The 25,268-nt window shown below is 60.2% G+C and carries 22 protein-coding genes; 11 read left to right on the forward strand and 11 right to left on the reverse strand.

All coding sequences use genetic code 11. The features are described 5' to 3' along the window. Window positions 1-7: 7 nt before the first annotated feature. On the forward strand, window positions 8-1,093 hold the full coding sequence (locus DOM57_RS05375) for a tartrate dehydrogenase (protein WP_110648213.1): 1,086 nt from the start codon (window positions 8-10) through the stop codon (window positions 1,091-1,093). Between the two features lie 47 nt (window positions 1,094-1,140). On the opposite strand, the gene DOM57_RS05380 is transcribed toward DOM57_RS05375, so the two are convergent. The 10 genes from DOM57_RS05380 to DOM57_RS05425 form a co-directional block, all read right to left on the reverse strand. Then, window positions 1,141-1,920 carry a PEP-CTERM/exosortase system-associated acyltransferase gene (locus DOM57_RS05380; protein ID WP_110648214.1) on the reverse strand — a complete coding sequence of 260 codons (780 nt, stop codon included), beginning with the start codon at window positions 1,918-1,920 and terminating at the stop codon, window positions 1,141-1,143. A 23-nt stretch (window positions 1,921-1,943) separates the two neighbouring features. Then, window positions 1,944-4,709, reverse strand: coding sequence for a bifunctional diguanylate cyclase/phosphodiesterase (locus DOM57_RS05385; protein ID WP_162619450.1), 2,766 nt, complete (start codon window positions 4,707-4,709; stop codon window positions 1,944-1,946). An 89-nt stretch (window positions 4,710-4,798) separates the two neighbouring features. Continuing rightward, entirely contained in the window at window positions 4,799-5,950 is a 1,152-nt protein-coding gene (locus tag DOM57_RS05390) for a hypothetical protein (RefSeq protein ID WP_110648234.1), read from the reverse strand. Between the two features lie 37 nt (window positions 5,951-5,987). Next, complete coding sequence (locus DOM57_RS05395; protein ID WP_239496124.1) at window positions 5,988-6,422, reverse strand: type 2 periplasmic-binding domain-containing protein; 435 nt, start codon at window positions 6,420-6,422, stop codon at window positions 5,988-5,990. A gap of 405 nt (window positions 6,423-6,827) precedes the next feature. After that, window positions 6,828-7,994 carry an alpha-hydroxy acid oxidase gene (locus tag DOM57_RS05400; protein ID WP_239496125.1) on the reverse strand — a complete coding sequence of 389 codons (1,167 nt, stop codon included), beginning with the start codon at window positions 7,992-7,994 and terminating at the stop codon, window positions 6,828-6,830. A gap of 53 nt (window positions 7,995-8,047) precedes the next feature. Further along, window positions 8,048-8,971 carry a dihydrodipicolinate synthase family protein gene (locus DOM57_RS05405; RefSeq protein ID WP_110648217.1) on the reverse strand — a complete coding sequence of 308 codons (924 nt, stop codon included), beginning with the start codon at window positions 8,969-8,971 and terminating at the stop codon, window positions 8,048-8,050. Window positions 8,972-9,180: 209 nt separating this feature from the next. Then, entirely contained in the window at window positions 9,181-10,302 is a 1,122-nt protein-coding gene (locus tag DOM57_RS05410; protein WP_110648218.1) for a mandelate racemase/muconate lactonizing enzyme family protein, read from the reverse strand. Window positions 10,303-10,368: 66 nt separating this feature from the next. Next, the gene (locus tag DOM57_RS05415; RefSeq protein WP_110648219.1) at window positions 10,369-11,877 is read right to left on the reverse strand and encodes a tripartite tricarboxylate transporter permease; all 1,509 of its coding nucleotides are present in this window, start codon (window positions 11,875-11,877) and stop codon (window positions 10,369-10,371) included. Window positions 11,878-11,939: 62 nt separating this feature from the next. After that, window positions 11,940-12,410 carry a tripartite tricarboxylate transporter TctB family protein gene (locus tag DOM57_RS05420; RefSeq protein WP_110648220.1) on the reverse strand — a complete coding sequence of 157 codons (471 nt, stop codon included), beginning with the start codon at window positions 12,408-12,410 and terminating at the stop codon, window positions 11,940-11,942. A gap of 40 nt (window positions 12,411-12,450) precedes the next feature. Next, window positions 12,451-13,431, reverse strand: coding sequence for a tripartite tricarboxylate transporter substrate binding protein (locus tag DOM57_RS05425; protein WP_110648221.1), 981 nt, complete (start codon window positions 13,429-13,431; stop codon window positions 12,451-12,453). 280 nt (window positions 13,432-13,711) lie between these two features. On the opposite strand from DOM57_RS05425, the gene DOM57_RS05430 reads away from it, so the two are divergent. Continuing rightward, window positions 13,712-14,440, forward strand: a complete 729-nt coding sequence (locus DOM57_RS05430; protein ID WP_110648222.1) for a GntR family transcriptional regulator — start codon at window positions 13,712-13,714, stop codon at window positions 14,438-14,440. A gap of 22 nt (window positions 14,441-14,462) precedes the next feature. On the opposite strand, the gene DOM57_RS05435 is transcribed toward DOM57_RS05430, so the two are convergent. Next, window positions 14,463-16,199, reverse strand: coding sequence for an IlvD/Edd family dehydratase (locus DOM57_RS05435; protein WP_110648223.1), 1,737 nt, complete (start codon window positions 16,197-16,199; stop codon window positions 14,463-14,465). Between the two features lie 312 nt (window positions 16,200-16,511). Between DOM57_RS05435 and DOM57_RS05440 the strand changes: the two genes are divergently transcribed. The 9 genes from DOM57_RS05440 (at window position 16,512) to DOM57_RS05485 (ending at window position 25,122) form a co-directional block, all read left to right on the forward strand. Next, entirely contained in the window at window positions 16,512-17,096 is a 585-nt protein-coding gene (locus tag DOM57_RS05440; RefSeq protein WP_110648224.1) for a lipocalin family protein, read from the forward strand. 137 nt (window positions 17,097-17,233) lie between these two features. After that, window positions 17,234-18,265, forward strand: a complete 1,032-nt coding sequence (locus DOM57_RS05445; RefSeq protein ID WP_110648225.1) for an SMP-30/gluconolactonase/LRE family protein — start codon at window positions 17,234-17,236, stop codon at window positions 18,263-18,265. Window positions 18,266-18,662: 397 nt separating this feature from the next. Next, window positions 18,663-19,655, forward strand: coding sequence for a succinylglutamate desuccinylase (locus tag DOM57_RS05455; protein ID WP_110648226.1), 993 nt, complete (start codon window positions 18,663-18,665; stop codon window positions 19,653-19,655). Window positions 19,656-19,919: 264 nt separating this feature from the next. Next, window positions 19,920-20,690: an ABC transporter ATP-binding protein gene (locus DOM57_RS05460; RefSeq protein WP_110648227.1), complete on the forward strand. Its 771-nt coding sequence runs from the start codon at window positions 19,920-19,922 to the stop codon at window positions 20,688-20,690. Window positions 20,691-20,700: 10 nt separating this feature from the next. Beyond that, window positions 20,701-21,417, forward strand: coding sequence for an ABC transporter permease (locus DOM57_RS05465; protein WP_110648228.1), 717 nt, complete (start codon window positions 20,701-20,703; stop codon window positions 21,415-21,417). Beyond that, window positions 21,405-22,136, forward strand: coding sequence for an ABC transporter permease (locus DOM57_RS05470; RefSeq protein ID WP_110648229.1), 732 nt, complete (start codon window positions 21,405-21,407; stop codon window positions 22,134-22,136). The genes DOM57_RS05465 and DOM57_RS05470 overlap by 13 nt, the downstream gene beginning before the upstream one ends. Before the next feature lie 50 nt (window positions 22,137-22,186). Continuing rightward, a complete protein-coding gene (locus tag DOM57_RS05475; RefSeq protein ID WP_110648230.1) occupies window positions 22,187-23,011 on the forward strand; it encodes a transporter substrate-binding domain-containing protein in 825 nt (274 codons plus the stop codon). A 19-nt stretch (window positions 23,012-23,030) separates the two neighbouring features. Further along, window positions 23,031-24,161, forward strand: coding sequence for a succinylglutamate desuccinylase/aspartoacylase family protein (locus tag DOM57_RS05480; RefSeq protein ID WP_110648231.1), 1,131 nt, complete (start codon window positions 23,031-23,033; stop codon window positions 24,159-24,161). A 190-nt stretch (window positions 24,162-24,351) separates the two neighbouring features. Continuing rightward, a complete protein-coding gene (locus DOM57_RS05485) occupies window positions 24,352-25,122 on the forward strand; it encodes an ABC transporter substrate-binding protein (RefSeq protein WP_110648232.1) in 771 nt (256 codons plus the stop codon). The last annotated feature ends 146 nt before the right edge of the window (window positions 25,123-25,268 follow it).

The following is a 25,268-nucleotide window of genomic DNA, read 5'->3' on the forward strand; positions in this document are numbered from 1 at the left end:
TCTCATCATGGCTCAAGACAAGACTCACAAGATCGCGGTCATTCCCGGCGACGGCATCGGTATCGAAGTGGTCCCGGAGGGCCTGCGCGCGCTCGAAGAGGCCGCCAAACGCTTCGCTGTCCAGCTCGAATTCGAGCATTTCGAGTTCGGCAGCTGCGACTACTATCTGCAACACGGCCAGATGCTGCCGGACGACTGGTTCGAAACGCTGTCACGCTTCGATGCCATCTTCTATGGTGCGGTGGGCTGGCCGGAAAAGGTGCCGGATCACGTTTCGCTGTGGGGCTCCCTGCTGCAGTTCCGCCGCCACTTCGACCAGTACATCAACCTGCGCCCCTGCCGTTTGATGCCCGGCATCAAGAGCCCGCTGGCCGACCGCGAACCCGGCGATATCGACTTCTACGTGGTGCGCGAAAACACCGAGGGCGAGTACTCGAGCATTGGTGGCAAGATCTTCGAAGGTACCGAGCGTGAAACGGTGATGCAGGAAACCGTGATGACCCGTACCGGGGTCGACCGGGTGCTCAAATACGCCTTCGAACTGGCCCAGAGCCGGCCGCGCAAGAAGCTGACCTCGGCAACCAAGTCCAATGGCATTTCGATCACCATGCCCTACTGGGACGAGCGGGTGAAAGCGATGGCCAAAAGCTATCCGGACGTCAGCGTCGACCAGTTCCACATCGACATTCTCACAGCCAATTTCGTGCTGCATCCGGACTGGTTCGATGTCGTCGTCGCCAGCAACCTGTTCGGCGACATTCTCTCCGACCTCGGCCCCGCCTGTACCGGCACCATCGGCGTGGCTCCTTCGGCCAACATCAATCCGGAAGGCAAGTTCCCGAGCCTGTTCGAACCGGTTCACGGCAGCGCGCCGGACATCGCCGGCAAGGGCATTGCCAACCCGATCGGTCAGATCTGGTGCGGCGCGATGATGCTGGAGCATCTAGGCCACCAGGACGCGGGCGAGGCGATCGTCGGCGCTATCGAGAAAGTGCTAGCCAACGACGACAAGTCGGCGCTGACGCCGGATCTCAAGGGCCAGGGAACGACGGAAAGTCTAGGCAAGGCGATCGCTGCAGCGATTGAGAAATAGGAGCTACAGGCGTGGCGATGCCCACATGGCCACGCCGACTTGCCAGCTCAATAAGGAGAACAAACGGGCCTTCCAATCAAATGGTGCAACGAACTGACTTCCAAAGCATATTGCACTGTTAGATCTTCTTTTATTACAGCATAGAGTTGTCTTACAGATTCACGTAATTCATTTTCAGCATTTCTCTGATCAATATAAAAAGCAGCCCTTTGACCACGAAACTGCATAGGCCGGCTCACCTGTTCAAATTTTAATCCCGTTCTGGCCAGTAAGCGATAGAAGCGGTTTTCCATCATGGCCAATACGTGATGTCTTTGCGCAATCCCCGTCAGAGCGGTCGCGCAGAGGAACAGGCTGACGCCAATCAACGGAAACACACGGCGCTCCTGTTTGGTGAATACTAACTCACCCAGGCCAGTAACGGCCGACTCTCTCTGCTTGTGCATTTGAGTACGGAAATATCGAGGTATCGCAATTCGAGAAATTTCACATAGACTATTACGATCGATTGATCTGCGTCCCCACTCGACGACGGCATCAAACTGACGGCAATGCTCCTCGATTGGCAGTTGAGAAAATTTGGCTGAGGAAGCATCGGGAATCACGACCCGCATACAACCGGCAGCCAGTCCGGTAGATCGATGCTCAATCAAGCAATGAAGAGATCGCGTATCGAACTCATCCCTCTCGATACGATCTTTGAGATTGAGAGGTTCATACCCCAACTCTTCACAATAAACTTGATGCCGCAGCGAGAAAACACGATCTTTCTCATCTGCTGTTGTTGCCAAAATGACCTGAAAACGATCCAGGAATTCATCTATCATTGCAGCCCCCTGCCCTTTGGTTATTAACCAAACCCGGCGTCTGAAATAGTTGTCGGTCGACCTAAGTAATATCCTTGGACATAGTCGATTTTGTATTTTTCTAGATAGGGCAATATGGATTCTTTATCGACAAACTCGGCAACGATCTTTTTACCCATACCCCTAGCAATATCAGCTATCGCTTTGACGATTAATTGATTTTCTTCGCTATCTGGCAATGCCCTGATGAAAGAGCCATCAATCTTGATGTAATCCGCCGGGAGTTGACCCAGGTAATAAAAACTACTGAACCCGACCCCGAAATCATCCAGGGCCACTTGGCAACCCAGCATTCTAATACTTTCAAGCACACCTCTAGCCGCTGTGAAATCGGTTACCGCTGCGGTCTCCGTGACTTCAATAATGAGACGTTTGGGCTCGACCTGATGGCGGTCAAATTCGCGTTTCATGAAATCCGTGAGCCCAGTGTCATGCAACGATTGACCCGAAAGATTGACAGCAAGAACGGCGTTTTTTGAGGATAATCGGGATATCAGTCCGATACCGTTAGACAATACCCATCGATCAATGGCAACGATCTGGCCGCTTCGCTCCGCAATGGGAATGAAGATAGCCGGAGACAGATATATCCCGTTCTCGTCTTTTAGGCGAAGAAGAAGCTCGTAATGCTGCACATTCAAATCCGATAGTCGAAAAATAGGTTGAACCATTAATTCGAACTGATTATTCAATAGCGCATTGCGGATATTCTCGACCCAATATATTCGTTGCTTCAGCTCTTCCCGACCTTGCTGTTCCGGCGACAAAAGGTGCCAGCGCTGCCCTGCGTCTTCCTTCGCCCGGTACATGGCATAATCGGCATTCGCCATCAATTCGTCAGGATGGTCACCGTTATCGGGATACAGAGCCACACCAATACTCGCGCTTGCCCTATGTACACGTCCTTCTATACTCAAGGTCTTTTGCTCCAGACGATCGGCAATTCTTTGGGCCATCTCGGTCGCTGTCTGTTCTGAGGCATTTTCTAGCAAGATGGCAAATTCGTCCCCACCCAGCCGGGCCACGATATTGCCGTGACTCAAATCTGCCAACGCCGTGGCAACAGCGCGAAGCAGCTGATCACCAGATTGATGCCCACTGGCCTCGTTCACTTCCTTGAACCGATCGAGATCCAGATAGAGTACCGCGCCGAAAGCTCCTGGAATTACCGCTCGTTGCAAGGCCTCCTTGAAAAAGCGTCGGTTATACAGTTCCGTTAGCGGATCCCGGTTGGCTAACCAAGCCAGCCGGCGTTCAGCCAACTTCCTATCCGTGATATCGACTCCTACCGAAATAAGTTCCTGCCTACCAAGTTCCTCATACTGCAAAGGGGTATGATACCATACAATGACTTTGACCTCGCCATCACTCGAGGCTACATCACTCTCTTGTTGTCCACCATTATCAAAAAACTCATCGATACGAACCAAGTCCAAGTCCGCGGCAAACAGCTGTTGAAAAGTGCTTTTTTTTAGTTCCTGCTCAGACAACCCTGTGATAGCCTGACAGAAATGATTGGCTAAGGTAATATTGCCGCAGCGATCATGAATTACGATCAACACCTGAGCCGTATTAAAAAGCCCGGAAACGAAATCTCTTTCTCTTGCCAGCTCCCTGACCCTAGCTTCGAGTTCAGTACCTCGCTTACTAACCTCTATCTCCAGCTCTTCAAGTTTGATTTCCAAATCAATCGCAGTGCTTTCTAATACATCAATCTCATCCTGAAAGAATGATCTGCTAGGGGCAAGCTCGCTCCGCATGACGTTATATCTACGATTAGCCAAAAACGGTAACTTCTGGCTAATATTTTTCAATCGATTCATGCGGTACCGCAAGATAAAAAATAGAAGGATCTCAGCTGCTATCCATCCACCCAAGGCAATCAACAACACCGTACGAGTCGTTTGTGAAATAGACTTCACTTGGTCGGTAACGTTAGAAATCAACACAAAATAGCCGGAGTGATCGTCAACTTCATCTCCTTCGCCTTCTATCGGTATCGCGATAACCTCGTATTCTCTTCCCGATTCAGAATAACGATAAACCTTGCCGTTAATATTTTCGAAACTGGCACTATTGGAAATTCCTTCAATAAGCGGAAAACTGCTCGACTCATGCGTCAGCGCTACTATGGTAGAATTCCAATTCGCAATGTAACGCTCAGCTTTATCCGGATGCTTTTTCGATCTGACCAATAATGCAATTTCGCTTCCGGAGCTTTTTTGCATATATCGAGTCACATCAGCCAGCGACCTGGACACCATCACTACACCGGCGTTCGTTCCCTTCACAAGGATGGGAACGGCCATGTATTGTCGGCATTCATGATGACATAGTAGTTTTGTATCCGGTTGTTCCATTTCTATGACTGATTTTAACCAATCAACCCCCAGTTCTTTTCCCGTGTCTGAAGTCATTTGGCCTATGCTGACGATTTTCACCATATCCTTGTTATATATACTGACGTCATCGATCCCAGCATCTAATTGGAGTGTTGGCCACTGGGATTTCAAAGAAGCTTCGATACTCGACACATCGGCCGCTAGCAAAGCCGACCTCAAGGTTGATGAAGAAGCGATGACACTTGCTATTTGACGCATGCTATCTGCGGAACGCTGCAAAGTTAAAAAAACGTCATGTCTTTGGCGTTCATAAAATATTTTCTGTGAATAATTAAACTGTTGAACCAGCGCATGATTACTCACCCAGGCAATCAGGCTTGCCAAAGCCAACAGCAACAAACTGGTCAAAAACAGGGCTCGCCATTTAAGTCCTATCTGGACGACTCTCTTGTGACATCTCATTGGGCGTGCCTTTTAGCCAAACTCATTTTTTATCTTTAAAAAAAGTATGACAGCTGAAAAAGAAGCATATCCCAGTATTTATCTTGGGAGTCAGACTGGTTTTCATTAATTACTGGAAGCCATCCTGTTCCTTTAACATGATGAAGCTCAGATGATAGCAGTAGCCGGGGATATAGCTGCCATTGCAGGCCTGTTGTCCAATCCCTGGCATACCTCGAATAGGTCGGCTGACCAGTTTTATCAGCAAACTCCCGACCCGAACGATCACTACGGTCTATCACAAGAGAATCGTATCTGAGCAACCATTGCCATTTTTCACTAAGCCTCCGCGTGAATTGCAGGTACCAGCTTTCTCCCGTAATGTCGTAATTGTAGGATTCTTTGAATCCACTCATTACGATGGGACGGATAGCGTATTCTGTAGTCAGTGACCAGTTTTCCTGATTATATTGGAAGGACAGAATCCAAGGCTTAAAAGTAAAACCACCATCGCCCGGCCCCGACTCTTTCGAATTAAATCCGGCACGGACATTTACATTGGTCAGCGCCATGATGGCAGTACCGCCGCCATACTCATATCTCAGCTGGCCGATGTAGGAGGATTTCCCTGAAAAATTGCCAGTATCTTTCCTTCCTAGAAGGGAGCCTTCGACCTGACTATCGAACCGCGGTTCCCCGAAACCGAGTTGCAGTCTGACAACACCGTTATCCAGGCGTTTCTCGGCATAGCCCATTATGCCGTCCGCGGTCAGTGCTGGCGTTCTCGTACGATCGAAATAGATGGACTGTGGTAACAATATACTTGGGCGTGTAGCGGCAACGTCGCGGGTTTGATTGTATAAACCGAATGGGTTTTTAAAACGTCCAAATTGGGCGCCTATCGTGCTCTCTTCATTGGTTAAGAACTGGTAGTCAACGATTCCATAATCGAGCTCTGGCTCGGTGAGTTCTTCGTCACTTCCCGCCTGCCGAGATAGTACTTGCGCTCCCACGAGAACGTTGCTCAACGGCCGAAAAGACGCATTCAATCCCAGTTCGGTATATTCCCAACTCCCCCCACCTTCACTACTCGGGCCGAAGAAGTCGTTATGATCAGTGATGATCAGTGCCTGACTCAGGAAGCCATGCATCTGCAGCGTATCCGACACTTCAAGAGCGTGGGCTCGGGGTAAAGCCATCAATGTCATGCTGGCCCCGAGCGCGACAGCAGACAAGCGAGTCAATCTATTCAACGCTGAGCACCTGAACCTGATTATTCAGACTGGATTGTTTGACATAGCCGATACCACCAGGCGTGGAAGCGACGGCCTCGAGCATGGCTGTCTCATCGGCTACCTCGTTGGGTGCCTGTCCAGTGCCGGAAAAGACCGCCCGGTCCCATGCCAACCTGAGTTGGTGCGGATAGACGCCGAGGATTCTCTTCGAGAAATCCTCATGAATGGGGTTATTGTCGGATAGGACGAAGACATGAACGGCCTGTCCCCCCGGTAGCGTTCGCTGCCGCATGGCGAAAATCGCTCTGACGGTCTCCAACGGTAAGGACGCCTGATTCACGGTGGGGTTGGTGATCACCAGGACCGTCGAGTCATCGCCATGACTCGACAAGGAGCAGAGCACCGCTGCCGCCAACAGCAGCCAGCCGCTTAGAAGCCGCAGCATGCACCGCGACTCCATTGCTTGATTCCATGGCACCGTATATTCGATACGTCCATTATCAAGGATACGTCCTAACCTGAAATTGACAGCGACTCAGAGTCGCAGATTCCAGGGCAGAAGTAAGCTCGGAATAGCTCTCGGAATGCATCCTATCTCCCGGAACGAAGCCTAACTGGCTCGATAATCGGATTCGGATAGTGACGTCATTGCACGATTCCCTGTTATCTCGGTTATTGGCGTATCCCATACTTTCGCATGACTCCGGCCAGCTCCGTGTCGAACGATTGGAGGAGTCCCGAGCCTATACGGAATAGGCAGGTTGTCATATTTCCCTCAGTCGGAACAGGCTCCCATGGATACTCCGAGCCAAGCGAAGACGCAGGCTGGAGAGAACGCAGGAAGCGACACCTAGCGGCTTTGACGCAGACGCGTCATATCCATTTGGTCGACCTGTGTGATCCCGAGCAGCGCCATGTCACGGGCGATTTCCTCGTGCATCAGCCGGATCGCGTGGCTGACACCGGCTTCACCGGCGTAGGCGGCAGCGTAGTTGAACGGACGCCCGAAGAAGACAAAGCGCGCCCCCAGGGCGAGTGCCTTCAACACATCGGTGCCGCGGCGAAAGCCGCTGTCGATCATCACCGGAAAGTCCCCGACGGCGGCGATCACCTCCGGCAGCGCGCGCAAGGGGGCAATGGCGCCATCCAATTGCCGGCCACCATGGTTGGACACGATGATCGCGTCGGCGCCATGATCCTTGGCACGTTTGGCATCCTCGGGATGAAGAATGCCCTTGACGACCAAGTTGCCCGACCAGGCTTCCCTCACCAATGCCAGATATTCCCAGTCGAGATGCGTACGGCCGGAAAAGTCACGATTGACATGGCGAGAGATCACCGGAATGCCGCGGGTGGCGTAGTTGTTTTCGAAGTGCGGGATACCGTGGTGGCGCAGGGTCTTGTAGAAGGTGCCATAGAGCCAACGCGGCCTGACCAGCCCATCCAGCGCCAGCCTGAGACTGGGCCGGATCGGCGAGGAGAAGCCGCTGCGCCGGTTGTTGTCGCTGTTGGGCGGCACGGCGTAGTCGACGGTGATCACCAGGTTGCGAAACCCGGCGCGTTCGATGCGTTCGATCAGCGCCTCTATCCCCGGGCGATCCCCCGGAAGATAGGCCTGGAACCAGTCGCTGCCGTCGATCGCCGCGACCTCTTCCATCGGGATCAGCGACGAGCCGCTCATGATCATCGGAATCGAGGCTTTCGAAGCGGCCCGGGCCAATGCCAGATCGCCGCGATAGGCCGACAGCGCACTGATGCCCATCGGCGCGATGCCGAACGGCGCGGCATAGCGCGCCCCCAACAATTCGGTCACCAGCGAGACCTTGGAAACATCGATCAGCGCGCGAGGCACGAAGCAGTAGTCGTCGAAGGCGGCACGATTGGCGGCCAGGCTCTTGCCCTCTTCGGCGGCGTTGGCGACGTAACCGTAGATCGGCCTGGGCAGATGACGCTTGCCGGCACGCTCGAGGTCCATGAAATTGCGAATGCGGGAAAGTCGACGTCGTTGGGCTGTCACTGAGGGTCCTTATTGTATGCACGTATCGCGTAACGACTCTACGGCGATGCCGCTCAAGCGGCCAGTCCGGGCATGTCGAAGCCGACCCGCGCAAGTGCCGCCAACAGCTTCTCGCGTTGCGCGCCGTCGAGCGGCACCAGGGGCGGACGCAGGCGTTCCCAGGCCTCGTCGTGGCTGAAATAGGCGGTAGCCGCCTTGAGTGCGGGGATCATCGGTACGCTCTCGAAGATGTCGCGAATCTCGTTCAACGCCGCCTGGCGCTCGTCCGCGCCTTCCCGCTGCCAATCCGCCCCCAGCGAGGAGATCGCTCGCGGATTGACGTTGGCGGTGGCGCTGATGCAGCCGGCGCCGCCGGCACGCAGCGTCGGCAGCAGGAAGCGCTCGCTGCCGGCGTAGACTCTGAAGCCCTGCTGGCCGAAGGCGTCGATCACCGCCTGGGTGTTGCTCCAATCCCCCGAGCTGTCCTTGATCCCGGCCACGGCACCAGGGTAGCGCTTCAGCAGCCGCTCGATCAGGCCGAGGCCGATCGGCACCTGGGCCACCGGCGGGATGTGGTAGAGATAGAGCCGCAGCCGATCGTCGCCGACGCGTTCGATCACCTCGGCATAGAAGCGGAACAGCCCCTCCTCCGAGACGCCCTTGTAGTAGAACGGCGGCAGCATCAGCACACCGCCGACGCCATGGGCCACCGCGTGTCGCGTCAGGGTCACGCTGTCCGGTATCGAACAGCAACCGGTGCCGGGCATCAGTCGCGTCGGGTCGATCTCCGCGGCGATCAGGCGGTCGAGCAACGCCTGGCGCTCCTGCATCGACAGCGAGTTGGCTTCGGAATTGGTGCCGAAGATCGCCAGGCCGACGTCGTTGGAAACCAGCCAGCGACAGTGGGCGACGAAGCGCTCGGCAGCGGGCGCGAGATCGTCGTTGAAGGGAGTGATGACCGGCGACAGCACGGTAGGACAGGAAACAGGCGACGACATGGGCGCGGACCTCTTGGTGCAAACGGGGTGCGGGCCGGTCACGACCGACCCGCGGCTGAGGATGCTGACAAACGTCACGAGCGATGGCCAGGCAAGGCGAAATCGGCCGAAGAAGCGCAGTTTACAGAGAGTAAATGAGCATTTTGAGGCGGATTTCAACGCCGCATGGGCGAGCGCAATAGTTTGTCAGCATTCTCGGCTATCGATCTTCAGGACCAGGGCTCGACGGCGTAGCGTTCCAGCGCCTGCTCGTCGAAATCGAATCCCAGCCCGGGTGTCTGAGGCAAGTTCAACCGGCCGTCGGCGAAAGTCAATTGGGTATCGACCAGGCGTCGGAAATTGAGCACCTGGTCGTCGGCGAAGAATTCGACGAAAGGTGCGTTGGGCGTCGCCCCCACCAAGTGAACATGAAGGTCATGGAACCAGTGCGGGCAAACCTCCACGCCGTAACTGGCCGCGGTGGCCGCCACGCGCCGGAACTCCGTCACCCCGCCGCAGACCGCCGCGTCGGTCTGCAGGATCATCGCCGCCTCCTTGTCGAGCAGCTCCTTGAAGCGCCAGCGGCCGGCCTCGATCTCGCCGGTCGCCACCGGTATCGGCGTACGCTCGGCCAGGCGGCGATGGTTGTCGATATCGTCGGGGCTGAACGGCTCCTCGATCCAGTAGGGGGAATAGGGTTCGGCCATGCGCATGAACGCCAGCGCCGAAGGCAGGTCGCGCCAGGCGTTGTTGGCATCCATCATCAGCAGCACGTCGGGGCCGACCGCCTCGCGCACTGCCGCCAGGCGCGCCTCCTCGCCGGCCAGATCCTCGCGGCCGACCTTCATCTTCACCGCCTTGAAGCCCTGGGCCAGATAGCCGGTCATCTCCTCGGCCAGCTTGGCCGGGGTCTTGCCGTCGAGGTAGTAACCGCCGCTGGCATAGGCCGCCACGCTCGTCTCGTCGCTCGCACCCAGGAAGCGATAGAGCGGCAGGCCGGCGGCGCGGGCGTTGCGATCCCACAGTGCCACGTCCAGGATGCTGAGAGCCCGCATCACCGAGCCGGTGCGCCCGTGCAGCAATCCTTCCTGGTACATCTCCTGCCACAGCCCCTCGACCCGATAGGCATCCTCACCCAGCAACACCGGCCTGAGCAGATCGCGCACCGCCCTGGTCACCAGTTCGCCGGCGTTGTTGCCGCCGTAGCAGAAGCCGATCCCACTGACGCCATCGTCACCGGTAACCCGCACCAGGGCGTAGTCGCGCTTGAATACCTGACGGTTGGAAAAACTGGTCGGATTGTCCAGCGGAACGCTGACCGTGCGTGCCTGCACATCGGTGATTCGTGTCATTGCTCTACTCCAATTGGGTGATGGCCTGGGGCATGGGGCCCCGGTTCGTGGCGCCCCCCTGGCGCGTCAGCCATGTTTGAGGCGGCGCTTGAATGGCTGGCGCAGCCAACGGAAGACAGGCGTGGCCTGCAGGATCGACAGCAGTGCGAGAACCAGCAGCACGCTGGCGATGGGACTTTGCAGAAAGACGCCGAAGCTGTCGTTGCCGATCAGCATCGACTGCTGGAAGCTGGTTTCCATCACCGGCCCCAGGATCAGCCCGATCACCATCGGTGCCGGCGACACCCCGGCCTTGCTCAGCCAGTAGCCGAACAGACCGAAGCCGAGCATCAGCCCGACATCGAACAGGCTGTTGTTGATCGCGAAGGCGCCGATGATGCACAAGGTGAGAATGGCGCAGGCGACGAAGCCGTCCGGGATCCTGGTCACCGAAACGCTCATCTTGGTGAATGCCAGCCCCACGATCAGCAGCGCCACGTTGGCCAGGATCACTGCCCAGATCAGGGTGTAGGTGACATCGCCGTAGTCGGTCAGCAGGTTCGGGCCCGGCAGGATGCCCTGGACCATCAGCGCGCCGAGCAGGATCGCGGTGGAGGAGCTGCCGGGAATGCCGAGCGCGATGGTCGGAATCAGCGCCCCGCCGACCACCGCGTTGTTGGCCGCCTCGGGTGCGGCGACGCCGGCGATCTCGCCGTTGCCGAAGCGGCTCTTGTCCTTGGCGAAGCGCTTGGCCTCGTTGTAGGCGAACCAGCTGGCGGTATCGCCGCCGGTGCCCGGGATCAGCCCGACGATGATGCCGATCCCGCTGGAGCGCAGAATGTTGGGCATCAGCCGCTTGATGATGGCAAGCCGCGGCACCAGGCGGTCGGTGATGCGGCTTGCCACCTTGTTGCTGCGATGCGAGTTCTCGATCAGCGCCAGCGCCTGCGGTACCGAGAACAGCCCGATCAGTGCCACGGTGAAGTCGATTCCCGAGAACAGGTTGATCTGGCCGAAGGTCATGCGCGGCGTGCCGGTAGTGAGGTCCATTCCTACCGTGCTCACCAGCAGACCCAGCCCGCCGGAGAGCAGGCCGCTGACGACCGAACCCTGCGCCAGCGAACCGATGATGGTGATGCCCAGCACGGCGATGGCGAACAGTTCCACCGGGCCGAACTCCAGCACCAGGGTGCCGAGCAATGGCGCGGCGGTGAGCAGCGCGATGCCGCTCATCAAACCGCCGAAGAAAGAGGCGAACAGCGAGATACCCAGGGCCTGCCCCGCCTTGCCCTGCTGCGACATCGGAAAGCCATCGAGCACGGTGGCGGCGGCCGACGGCGTGCCCGGCGTACGCAGCAGGATCGCCGCGATGGAGCCGCCGTAGGAGGCGCCGACATAGAGCGATGCCAGCATGCTCAGCCCGGTCGCCGGATCGAAGCTGAACGTCAGCGGCAGCAACAACGCCAGCGCCATGGTCGCCGACAATCCCGGCATGGCGCCGACGAACATTCCCAGCAGGGTGCCGCCCAGGATACAAGCGATGTTGGTCAGGCTGAGCACATTGACCAACCCCGTCATCACCAGCGAGGAATCCATGATCTAGGGTCCTCCAACGACCAGCAGCACCCGGACGGCGCGGGACTCGTCCGCCCGGGCATTCATAGAAAGGACGGCAGCAGGGGAATCGGCAGTCCCAGGAATTGCACGAAGACCAGGCAGACGACGGCGATCAGCACCGCGCCGGCAATCAGCGCGAAGCGCCAGCCCACGGTACGCAGGATCGCCAGTGCCGCAGCCATGAACAGCGCGGTAGCGACGATGTAGCCGAGCGTCGTCATCAGCGCGACGTAACCCATTGCCAGGGCGAAGATGGCAGCCACCGCCAGCCAGCGCTTCGGCTCGGCTGGCGCTGCCGCCATTTCCTTACCCCGGCTCTGGCCTCCGGCGATCGCGCGACGGCGCTTGAGCACCAGTTCGTCGCCGATCATCGCCGCGGACAGCAGCGCCACCGCCACCGAATAGATCATCGGCATCTGCGCCGCCGCCCGGGGATAGTTGCTGGCATCGAAGAAGAAGACGCCGGCCACGGCGATACCGAACAGGCCCAGCAACAAGCGGCTGATATTCATCTCCTGGTCTCCTTCGATGCCGTCGACTCTAGCAAGTCGGTTACTGGGCGACGTCGTCCTTCACTTCGTCCCATACCTGGCGATACTGACTTTCCATCCGCTCGAACATCGCGCGGTAGTCGTCGCCGGTGACGATGTCGAGATTCATCGCCCGCTTCTTGGCTTCGGCCTGAAAATCGGGATCCTGGGCCAGGGTCTGGAACGCCTCGATCAGCTGCTGCCGGGCCTCGTCGGGAATACCGGCCGGGGCGCTGTAGCCGCGCGAGGAACCGGCCACCACATCGATGCCTTTCTCCTTCAGGGTCGGCACGTCGGGCAAGCTATCGAGACGCTCCTCGGCAAACACTGCCAGCGCCCGCAGATTGCCGGACTGAACCTGGCCATAGACGTTGCCCACGTTGTTGAAGCTGGCGTCGATCTTGCCGCCCATGGCCGCGGTCGCGGACGGACCGTCGCCCTGGAACGGCACCTTCTTGAACGACAGTCCGGTGGCCTGCTCGAGCAGGATGGTGGTGAAGAAGTCGTCGCCACCGACTCCGGAGTTGCCGATGGTGACGGTCCCCGGGTTCTGCCTGGCGGCGTCGAAGAGATCCTCGATGGTCTGGTAGGGGCTGTCGGCATTGACCACGACGATGCCCGGGTCGGTGACCACGTTGGCGATCGGCGTCAGCTCGTCGGTGGTGTAGCTGATGGCATCGTTCATGATGTAGTTGGTCATCAACATCGGCGTATTGGTGATGCTGACGACACTGCCATCGTTGGGAGACTGCTTGGCCAGACGGGTCCAGGCAACCGCCCCCGTCGCGCCGGGCATGTATTCGTTGACGAAGTCGACACCGAGAATCTCACTCAGACGCGGTTGCACCAACTGCGCCAAGGTGTCGCTGCCGCCGCCCGGCTTGAATCCTTGCAGCACGGTGATTTCGTCACTGGCCGTGTAGTCGGCGGCTTGAACCAACGGCGATATCGCGAATGCCGCGGCGGCGATCGACAGCCAGCGGCGAAGAGTTTTGGCGTGCATGTTCGGTACCTCTCTGGCGGAGTTCGTTTGTCGTTGTGATGCCGAAAGAAACGTATTAATTTATCGATCAAATTGTCAATAATATTGACGCCAATACAGACTAAAGCAGTAATGGCGTACCAAATCGGGCAGCGGCACCCATTCCGGCCGAACGGCAGTGCAGGATCGATTCCGCAAAGACACGCCAATGCTCGGGGCGCGGCTTGCCCCGCCCCTTGCCGCCGAGGACAATGCCAACGGCTGACTGGGGGCCGCCATTCACCGTTACGGGAATATGTTCATGTCAAAGCAAGACATCGCCACACCCGCCCCCGCCACTGCGGATCGGCGCCAAGGGAGCGAGAACGAGGACGCCGCCGTGGAGACGGGTAGCGTCACGGACATCGTTTCGGCGATCGAAGAGGACATCGTGCTGAGTCGGCTGCATCCGAAGGAGAGACTGGTCGAGGAGGACCTGATGCAGCGCTTCGCCGGCAAGCGGCACGTGGTGCGCCAGGCGCTGTTTCAGCTAGAGAGCATCGGCCTGGTGGAACGCATCAAGAATCGCGGCGCCTTCGTCAAATCCTATACGCCGGAAGAGGTCGAGGCGATCTACGTCATGCGCGAGCTGCTGGAGGAAGCCGCGGCGGAACGCATCCCCATGCCCGCGCCGCCGGCGCTGATCGACTCGCTGAAATCGATCCAGGCGCAACACAGCGCCGCCGTCGAGAGCGGCGATCTACGCGCGGTGTTCCGTCACAACATCGCCTTCCACCGCGCGCTGTTCGCCGCCTGCGGCAATGCCTACCTGGCCGACACGATCAATGAATTCGCCCAGAAGGCCCACGCGATCCGCTTCATCGGCACCACCGATCACGACAACATCATCCTGGCCCGCGACGAACACATCGCGATGATCGACGCCCTCGAACGCCAGGATCGCCCGCGCCTGCATCAGCTGTGCTACCAGCACCTGCAGCCATCGAAGGAACGCTACCTGCACCTCTACCGGCTGCGGGAGAAGGACTGACGCCAGCGGCAAGGCAGGCCTTTCACTTCGGTACCCGGCGCTGGATGTTCGGCGGCCGCAGGAAGGAGAAGTCGCAGCCCTGGTCGGCCTGGGTGATCTGCTCCAGAAACAGCTTGCGATAGCCCCGCTCGGCCTCGATGACGAGCGGCCGCCAGCCCTCGCGACGGCGTTCGAGTTCGGCCTCGTCGACCAGCAGTTCAAGCCGCCGCTGGCTGACGCTCAGCCGAATTCGGTCGCCATTCTCGACCAGCGCCAGCGGCCCGCCCAGGGCGGCTTCCGGCGTCACGTGCAGCACGATGGTGCCTGCCGCGGTACCGCTCATGCGCCCATCCGAGATCCGCAGCATGTCGCGCACGCCCTGCCGCGCGAGTTTGCGCGGAATCGGCAGGTAGCCGGCCTCCGGCATCCCCGGCGCGCCGACGGGACCGATCCGCTTGAGCACCAGCACGTCCTCGGCACTGACGTCCAGCTCCGGGTCGTCGATCCGCGCTGCCATGTCCTCGGCGTCCTCGAACACCACCGCACGCCCTTCGTGCTCCATCAGTTGGGGATTCGCCGCCGACTGCTTGATGATCGCGCCATCCGGCGCCAGGTTGCCGCGCAGGAAGGCGATGCCGCCGGCATGATAGAGCGGCTGGTCGAAACGCTGCACCACCTGCTGTTCGAATGCCGGCACCGCGTCGATCTCCTCGCCCAGGGTGCGGCCGGTGACGGTCATGGCATCGAGGTGCAACAGCGGACGCAATTCCCGCAGCACGGTGGGCAGCCCACCGGCGCGGTGCAGATCCTCCATGTAGTGCTGCCCCGAGGGCTTGAGATCGACCAGCACCGGCGTCTCGCGACTCATGCGGTCGAAGGCTTCCAGGTCGATGTCGATACCCATGCGCCCGGCGATCGCGGTGAGGTGGATGATGCCGTTGGTCGAGCCGCCGATCGCCAGCAGCACTCGCAGCGCATTCTCGAACGCCTTCTCGGTGAGAATCCGGTCCGGGGTCACGCCGGCTCTGGCATTGATCACCGCCTGTCGCCCGCTGCGCTCGGCGACGCGCATACGGTCCGCGGTGACGGCCGGGGGCGAGGCACTACCCGGCAGGGCGATGCCCAGCGCCTCGCTCAAGCAAGCCATGGTGCTGGCCGTGCCCATCACCGAACAGGTGCCGACGCTGCCGACCAGCTTGGCATTGACCTCTTCGATCTCCCGGTCGTCGATCTCCTGGCCGCGATACATGCCCCAGTAGCGGCGACAGTCGGTACACGCCCCCACTCGAACACCGCGATGCCCGCTGGTCAGCATGGCGCCGGTGACCAGTTCGAGCATCGGCAGGTTGGCCGAGGCCGCTCCCATCAACTGGGCCGGTACCGTCTTGTCGCAGCCGCCGATGAGCACCACCGCGTCCATCGGCTGGGCGCGGATCATCTCCTCGGTATCCATCGCCATCAGGTTGCGCAGGTACATGCTGGTCGGGGTCGAGAAGCTCTCGGCGACCGAGATCGTCGGGAATTCGATCGGCAAGCCGCCTTCCAGCATCACCCCGCGCTTGACCGCCTCGATCAGTTGCGGCGCGTTGCCGTGGCACGGGTTGTAGCCGCTGCCGGTATTGACGATGCCGACGATGGTGCGGTCGAGCGCATCGTCGCTGTACCCCGCGCCCTTGATGAAAGCCTTGCGCAGGAACAACGAAAAGCCGGCATCGCCATAGTTCACCAGGCCTTGGTTCAGGCCGGTCTTGCTGTCGTCGCGAGAGTCATCGCCAGTCATGGAAATCCTCGTCGTCAAAATTATCGATAATATTATTGACACAATACATCATAGATGACCCGGCAGGAACATCCGACTTAGGGCGTGTATGAAAAGCCGGCGAGCGAAGGCCAGACAAGGAAAAAATCGGCGAAAGAACGGAGTTTACATGTAGTAAATGAGTATCTTGAGCCGATTTTTAACGCCGTATGGCCGAGCGCAGACAATTTTCGTACATGGCCTAGGGCGCATGGGGGTGAAGAAGCCCTTTGTCAGATGCAACTTTTTCTCATCGCGAGACTCTCAACAGCAGCTTCAGAAGGAAGGACCCTCATGTTGTTGCCATCCTGTCTCCCTCGCTATCCGCGCCTAACCTGGCTCGCCCCTTTCACCTTGCTCGCGGGTTGCACCGGCGCCCCGGAAGGGACCCGTCCTGTTGCCGACTTTCAGCTCGATCAATACCTGGGCCAGTGGTACGAGATCGCCCGCCTCGATCACGGCTTCGAACGCGGTCTCGAGTGCGTGACGGCCGAATACAGCCGTCGCGACGACGGCGGCATTCGTATCGTCAACCGAGGCTACGATTCAAACGAACAGCGCTGGGAATACGCCGAGGGTCATGCCAGCTTCGTCGGCGAAGCGGACGTCGGCCACCTCAAGGTCAGCTTCTTCGGCCCCTTCTATGCCGGTTACAGCGTACTGGAGCTGGACGAAAACTATCAGCACGCGCTGGTGGCGGGACCGGACCGCGACTACCTATGGATCCTGTCGCGCCGGCCGAGCCTGCGGGACGAGACCTACCAGTCGCTGGTGGCGCGTGCCCGGGAACTCGACTTCCCGGTCGACGAGCTCGTCGCGGTCGAGCACGACCCTCCCCGCCTTTCGCGTCCCGGAGCCGGCGGGGTTGCCGACGCCTGATATCGACGCCGCTCGAAGCCTGGCCACGATCTCGCACTTTGGTCGCGACAACGCGGAGAGTTCCTTCCCGCCACGCGCGACTTGCCTATATTGGAGAGTCGGCATGACGAGTAAAATCGATTCGCAAGGAGCCCGCCATGAATCTCGATCGCCGACAGTTCCTGAGCGCCACGGCCGCGATGGGTGCCGCCGCCGCGGTTTCGCCTTCGCTTATGGCCGCGACCACCGGCGAGCCGCCGACGCGCTATCCCGACCCCGCCTGGCAGGTGCTCGACGACCGCTTCAAGGCTTATTTCATCGGCAATACGCCGCTCCAGCGCCATTGGTCGGGCGGGCTGTGGCTGGAAGGACCGGCCTGGAACGCCGTCGGTCGCTACGCCGTGTTCAGCGATATTCCGCGCGCCCGGCAGATGCGCTGGGATGAAGTCACCGAAAAAGTCAGCGTGCTGCGCGAAGGCGTCGGCCATTCCAACGGCAACGCCTTCGACAACCATGGCCGGCTGATCGCCTGCGAGCACTCGCCGGCGCGCGTGGTGCGCTACGAATGGGACGGCACGCTCACCGAACTGACGAGCCACTATCAGGGCAAGCGGCTCAACGCCCCCAACGACCTGGTGGTGCTGGCCAATGACGCGATCATCTTCACCGATCCCGGCTACGGCGCCCACGTCGACTACGAGGGCGAAAAGCGTCCGCTCGAACTCAAACCGGCGATCTACTACGTCGACGACGGCATGGACGAACCGTTGCTGCTGTCGGACGAGCTGAGCAAACCGAACGGCGTTGCGCTCTCCGCCGACGGCCGCCAGCTCTACGCCAGTGACACCGCGCCTTCGCATTTTCCCGATGAGCCAGCCACGATATCGCGCTGGGAACTGGCCGAGGACGGCAAGTCGCTCAGCAACCGCGAGGTCGTGGTTTCCAGCCAGAATGCCGAGACCTACGACGGTATCGCGCTCGATCGCGACGGCAATCTCTGGGCGGGCACCGCTGGCGGCGAAGGGCACGACGGGATATCGATCTTCGCTCCCAACAACGATCGCATCGGACGCATCCTGCTGCCGGAGAGATGCGCCAATCTGTGCTTCATCGGTGAACACCGCGACCGGTTGTTGATGACCGCGAGCCGCTCCATCTACACGCTCTACACCGGCACGCGCGGCGTGTGAGAGGCACTGGCGGCTTTCAGACGGGCGGCGGTTTTCAAGACAGAAACGTGTTTTCAAGGCGGCGTTTTCAAGATAGGGGCGTGTTTTTTCAGCCTATCGACAGCGGGTCTTGCCGAGTCGGCTCAGCGGGGTAAGCTGATTTCACTTTTCGCTTTCGGAAATCGGTACGCTAGGGAGCCTCGGATTAACATCATGAGCGCAGGCAAGACAAGGCAAAAATCAACGAAACAGCGGAGTTTACGGGGTGTAAATGAGCATGTTGAGTTGATTTTTAACGCCGTATTGCCCAGCGGAATAGTTAATCAGAGGTTTCCTACGCCCGCGCTTATGTCGTCATCGCCACTGCCCCTGTCCCTCGATGCCGCCCTGGCGCCACGTTCCGTCGCGCGAGCCCCTTATGCTGGATGAGTGGCTCACGCTGGCGCTTGTCGATGACGACGACCCGGGCAGGGAACGCGAAGGACGCCTGCCCGGTGGCCGCTATCGCGTGCTTGGCGCCGGGATCCTCGAACTGATACCGGACACGCCCGCCCCCGGCGCGCGCAGCGTCGTGATCTCCGCCGGCATTCACGGCAACGAAACGGCACCGATCGAACTGCTCGGCGAGTTGTTGGCCGCGCTCGAGGCCGGCCGCCTGCATGTCAAGGCGCCGATGCTGGTCATTCTCGGCAATCTCCCCGCGATCCGCGCCCAGACCCGGTTCATCTCGACCAACCTCAACCGCCTGTTCCGGCGTGACCTGGCCCAGAGCGGCGACGAGCCAGAGCGGGCCCGTGAGCTGATGCGCGCCGTCGACGGTTTCTTCGCCCGGCATCCCGAGCGGCGCCTGCATCTCGACATGCATACCGCGATTCGCGACAGCCGATATCCGCGCTTCGCGGTGGTGCCCTATACCGAGACCCAACCGGCGTCGCGCTGGCAGGATCTGGCGGCGGCGGAGCTACAGGCGGTGCTGCTTCAGCATCAGCACAGCTGGACCTTCTCGCACTATTCGCGTCACTATCATGCCGCCGAGGCCTACACACTCGAGCTGGGCAAGGTACGTCCCTTCGGCGCCAACGATCTCGAGGCCCTCTCGGGCATGCGCGACTGGCTGGCGGCACTGGCCGAGGGGCGCGAACGCCCCGCCGGCGCGACGAGCGAGCTGCGTTTCTTCGCGGTCGCGTTCGAGCTGATGCGCAAGAGCGAGGCGTTCCGCCTCGGTTTTGCCGAGGACGTGGCCAACTTCACGGAATTTCCGGTCGGCACGCGACTGGCGGAAGATGGCGAGGCCGGCGAGTTCGTGGTCGATACGGCGCCGTTGGCGGTGGTGTTCCCCAATGCCCGCGTCGAATTGAACGCTCGCGCGGCACTGCTGGTCAGACCCTGCGATCCACCGGCGTCGCCCTGAGCGTTGTTCGCCGGTTTCCAACAACGACAATGTCTTTCAGGAGTTTTCTTCCATGAACAACGAGTTAGTCGCATTTCACCGACACGGGGCAACACGGCTCGGCGCCTTGGGGCGTGGGTTGTCTGGAACCTGACGCCGAAACTGCTAGAATCGCCGCATTTTTCGCCGGGGAGTCGGCAAGGCCAGTGCCATCGCCAATGGCAGGTCGGGCCGTTCAAATGCCGCATCGCTTCCCGTCAGCCAACCCACTCGGTGGACACCATCATGGCCGCGACCCCCATTCCCCTGGAAGCGCGAGGCATCAAGAAGCGCTTCGGCAATCACGAGGTGCTCAAGGGGCTCTCTCTCGAAGCCCACAAGGGCGACGTCATTACCCTGATCGGGGCATCCGGTTCGGGAAAAAGTACCTTCCTGCGCTGCATGAATCTGCTGGAACAGCCCGACGAGGGCGAACTGATCGTGCATAACGAAGCGATCCATTTCCGCGCCACCAAACATGGCCGCGAACCGGCGGACTGGAAGCAGGTCGAGCGGATCCGCGCCAAGCTGTCGATGGTGTTCCAGAACTTCAATCTCTGGTCGCACATGACGCTGCTCGAGAACGTCATCGAGGCACCGGTTCACGTGCTCGGCAAACCCAAGAAACAGGCAGTCGACGAGGCGCGCGCCCTGCTCGACCGTGTCGGTCTGCTGGAGCGCGCCGACTATTACCCGACCCAGATGTCCGGCGGCCAGCAACAACGCGGTGCCATCGCCCGCGCGCTGGCGATGGACCCCGAGGTGATGCTGTTCGACGAGCCGACCTCGGCGCTCGACCCGGAACTGGTCGGCGACGTGCTCAAGGTCATGCGTGGACTCGCCGAGGAAGGCCGCACCATGATCCTGGTCACCCACGAGATCGCCTTCGCCCGGGATGTCTCCAGTCAGGTGATCTACCTGCACCAGGGCGTGGCCGAAGAGTCCGGCCCCCCGGCCGAAGTGCTCGACAACCCGCGCTCCGAGCGCCTGCGCCAGTTCCTGGCGCCCAAGCACTGAGGCGGACATCATGATCGATCTGCAAGGCTACGGCCCCCGCCTGCTCGACGGGGCGCTGGTCACCTTCGAACTGGCCGTGCTGTCGTTGATTCTGGCGGTCATCCTGGGGCTGCTGACCGCCAGTGCCAAGCTGTCGCGCAACCGTTTCGTGCATGGCATCGGTACGCTCTACACCACACTGATTCGTGGCGTGCCGGATCTGGTGCTGATGATGCTGCTGTTCTACGGCGGCCAGATCGGCATCAACATGCTCACCGATCAGCTCTATTACGCTTTCGACATCGACATTTTCATCAACGTCAATGCCTTCGTCGCCGGCGTGATCACCATCGGCCTGATCTTCGGCGCCTACATGGGCGAAACCTTCCGCGGCGCCTTCCAGGCGGTGGAAGAGGGCCAGATGGAAGCGGCCCGGGCCTACGGCATGAGCGGTTGGCTGGCATTCCGGCGCGTGCGCTTTCCGCTGATGATGCGCCATGCCCTGCCCGGTATCGGCAACAACTGGATGGTGCTGCTGAAGACCACCGCGCTGGTCTCGATCATCGGCCTGACCGATATGGTCCGGGTAGCCGCCGAAGCGACCAAGGCGACCCACGAGCCCTTTCTGTTCATGCTGCCGGTGGCGGTGATCTACCTGCTGATCGCCACCCTTTCCGAATGGGGCTTCGCCAGGTTGACCAAGCGCTATAACGTCGGTTTCGGGGAGTCCAGCGAATGGAACAATTGAATAGCTGGTTTACCGCACTGCTGTCCGGTAACGCGATCTTCACCGCCAATACCCTGGGCTTTTACTGGAACGGACTGGTCACCACCATTCAACTGGTCTTTCTGTCGCTGCTGATCGGGGTGATCCTGGCAGTCCCGCTGGCGATCGGCCGGGGTTCCAAGCGGCGTTGGATCAAGCTGCCGATCTACGCCTACACCTACGTCTTCCGCGGCACGCCGCTGCTGATCCAGCTCTACCTGGTCTACTACGGCGTGGTGTTCTTCGACGGCATCCAGGACAGCATCTTCTGGGTGGTGTTCAAACAGGCGTTCTTCCCGGCGCTGATCGCGTTCACGCTCAACACCGCGGCCTACACCACCGAGATCTTTCACGGCGCGATCAAGAATACCGCCAAGGGCGAAATCGAGGCGGCCCGTGCCTACGGCATGTCGCGCAGGCTGATGATGCGTCGCATCATTCTGCCCAGCGCCTTCCGTCGCGCGCTGCCGGCCTATGGTAACGAAGTGATATTCATGCTGCATGCCAGCGCGGTCGCCAGCGTCGTCACGATCATGGACCTGACCGGTGCGGCCTACTATGTCTACGCCCGTTTCTACGCGCCGTTCCAGGCCTTCATCTTCGTCGCGCTGATCTATCTGTGCCTGACGTTCGGCATCATGTTCGTCTTCCGCAAACTGGAAAAGCGCTTGCTGGCGCACCTGCGTCCTCGCGGGGCCTGATCGTCACCCGGACCGACCGTCACAATCAAACCATCATAACGAGAGTCATCATGAATAAATGGATCACCAGCGCCCTGTTCGTCGGCGCCCTTTTCATAGGCCAAGTCTCCAGCCAGGCCATGGCCCAGGACCAGAACACGATTCGTCTGGGTATCGACGTGCCCTACGAGCCGTTCGTCGTGCGCAACGCGGAGGGCGATCTCGAAGGTTTCGAAATCGATCTCGGCAACGAGCTGTGCGCCCGCGCCAATCTCGAGTGCGACTGGGTCGAGCAGAGCTGGGATGGCATCATCCCTGGCCTGCTGTCACGCAAGTACGACGCCATTCTGTCGTCGATGGCGATCACCCCCGAGCGCGAGCGGCAGGTGCTGTTCTCGCTGCCCTACTACAACACGCCGAGCGTGTGGATCACCGCCCGCGACCGCGATATCGACATCGACGACAAGGATTCGCTGAAAGGGCTCTCCGTCGGCGTGCAGCGCGGCACCATTCGTGACGTCTACGTCACCCAGGAGTACGGCGACGTGCTCGACATCCACCGTTACGGCTCTTCCCAGGAGGTAGTCAACGACCTCAAGGCAGGCCGACTCGACCTGACCTTCGAAGACTTCCCGATCGCCAATGATGCGATCGACTTCCGCGGCGACGACAGCCCGTACAAGCAACTGGGCGAAAGCATCAAGACGCCGACGTCGATCTTCGGCGAAGGCGCCGCCATGGCCTTCCGCAAGCGCGATCGCGATCTGGCCGAGACCTTCGACAAGGCGATCTGCGAAGTCTACGCCGACGGCACTTTCGACAAGCTGATGAACCAGTATTTCGACTACGACCTGTCGGTGCCGCCGAGCGCTGCCGACTGCGAGAAATTCGAATAAGCCCACTCGAGGAAGCGTCGTGGAGCACCAGAAACAGCCGCTGATCAGCCCGGTGCCGGGCACCGAGCGCCATATCGACAGCTTTCACTTCGGTCCCGCCGATGCCGAGCGTCATGTCTATGTCCAGGGCGCGCTGCACGCCGACGAGTTGCCCGGCATGCTGGTCGCCTGGATCCTGAAGCAGCGCCTGGCGGAACTGGAGCGCCAGGGGCGACTCGCGTGCCGAGTCACCGTGGTGCCGGTGGCCAACCCGATCGGGCTCGACCAGCAACTGATGGACACGCCGCTGGGCCGCTACGATTTCGAGAGCCTGACCAACTTCAATCGTCGCTATGCAAGCGTCGCCGACATCGTGGCCGATGAGTTGGAACAGGCATTGAGCAGCGACGTCGCCCACAACCGCAATATGATCCGCGATCGCTTCGCGGCCGCGCTGGACGCGGCTCTCATGAAAACAGGGCCAACCACCACGCTGGAGTCACTGCGGCTCACGCTGCAGCGTCTGGCCTGCCGCGCCGATTTCGTACTCGACCTGCACTGCGATTTCGATGCCGTCGAGCATCTCTATACCACGCCGGCGGCCTGGCCGGTGTTCGAACCGCTGGCCCGCTACTTCGGCGCCAAGGCCAGCATGCTGGCCACCGACTCCGGCGGCCAGTCATTCGACGAATGCTTCACGCTGGTGTGGGAGACGCTGCGTCAGCAGTTCGGCGAACGTTTTCCGGTCGATTACGGCTGCCAGTCGATAACGCTGGAACTGCGTGGCCAGCAGGACGTCGATCACGATCTGGCCGGCCGCGACGCCCAGGCGATTCTCGACTGGATGACGCACCTCGGGCTGATCGCCGGCGAGGCGCCAGCGCTACCCGAACTGGCCTATCCGCCCACCGAGCTGGCGGCGATGGACTTCCTGTATGCGCCGATCGGCGGGCTGCTGGTGTTCCACCTGGAACCCGGTGTCGAGGTCGAGGCCGGCCAGCTGATCGCCGAGATCATCGACCCGCTCACTGACCGCGTCGAACCGGTACGCGCCGCGCAAGCGGGCATGTTCTATGCCCGCAGCCAGCGCCGCATGGCCACTGCAGGGATGATCGTCGCCGATATCGCTGGCCACGAGAGTCATCGCAGCGGCTATCTGCTGGCACCATGAGCCGATTTCCGTATACGTACACGGAAATCGTCATGGCGTTGAAACTGGGTGATATCCAATCGTGTAAGCATTCGTTATGCTGCGATGGTCGCCCATCGAATGTCCTGGACGTCTCGCCGCTCACGAGGCGGCATTCACCGGGATCGAGTCGCAACACAAGAACATACGCATCACGAGAGAGACGCGATCTATGAAGAAACTGCTGACTACCAGCCTGCTCGGCGCCGCGCTGATCGCCGGCGTCGCCCAGGCCCAGGACACCGAACATCTGCGTTTCGGCGTCGACGTACCCTACGAGCCGATGGAGTACCGCACGCCGGACGGCGAGCTGACCGGCTTCGACATCGAACTGGGTAACGCCCTGTGCGAGCAGATCAACGCCGACTGCGAATGGGTCGTGCAGGCTTGGGACGGCATCATTCCCGGGCTGCTGGCGCGCAAGTACGACGCCATCATGTCGTCGATGACGATCAACGACGAGCGTCGCCAGACCGTGCTCTTCTCCGATCCGTACATCAAGCCGCCGTCCGCCTGGTTCGCCGCCGCCGACAGCGGTATCGATGCGGTCTATCCCGAAACGCTGAAAGGCAAGACCATCGGTGTACAGCGCGGCACGCTGCAGGACAACTACGTCACCGACATGTATGGCGACGTGGCCGATATCAGCCGCTACACCACCGCCGACGACCTGGTGCTGGACATGGATGCCGGCCGCGTCGACATCGCCTTCCTCGACTTCCCCGTCGGCAAGTCCACCCTGCTCGACAGCGAAGATGGCGACTACGTCACCGTCGGCGACATGATCAGCGAGCCGGAGAAGTACTTCGGCGAAGGCTTCGGCATCGCCTTCCGTCCGCGCGACGAGGAACTCGCCGGGCGCTTCAACGAGGCGCTGGCGACGCTGAAGGAAAACGGCACCTACGACGAGATCTACGCCAAGTACTTCAAGACTCAGCAGTAAACGCTGACGTCGGGCGGGCGCATCGGCGTCCCGCGACACGAACGAGCCCCGGACCGCGCAACGGATCGGGGCTTCGTCTTGTCTTGCCGGCAAGAGCGAAACTCAGGCGGTTGCAGCGCTCTCCCGCGCCTCTAGTGTGGTGTTTT

Origin of the sequence: Salinicola peritrichatus (genome assembly GCF_003206715.1) — a bacterium.
GTDB classification, from domain to species: Bacteria; Pseudomonadota; Gammaproteobacteria; order Pseudomonadales; family Halomonadaceae; genus Salinicola; species Salinicola peritrichatus.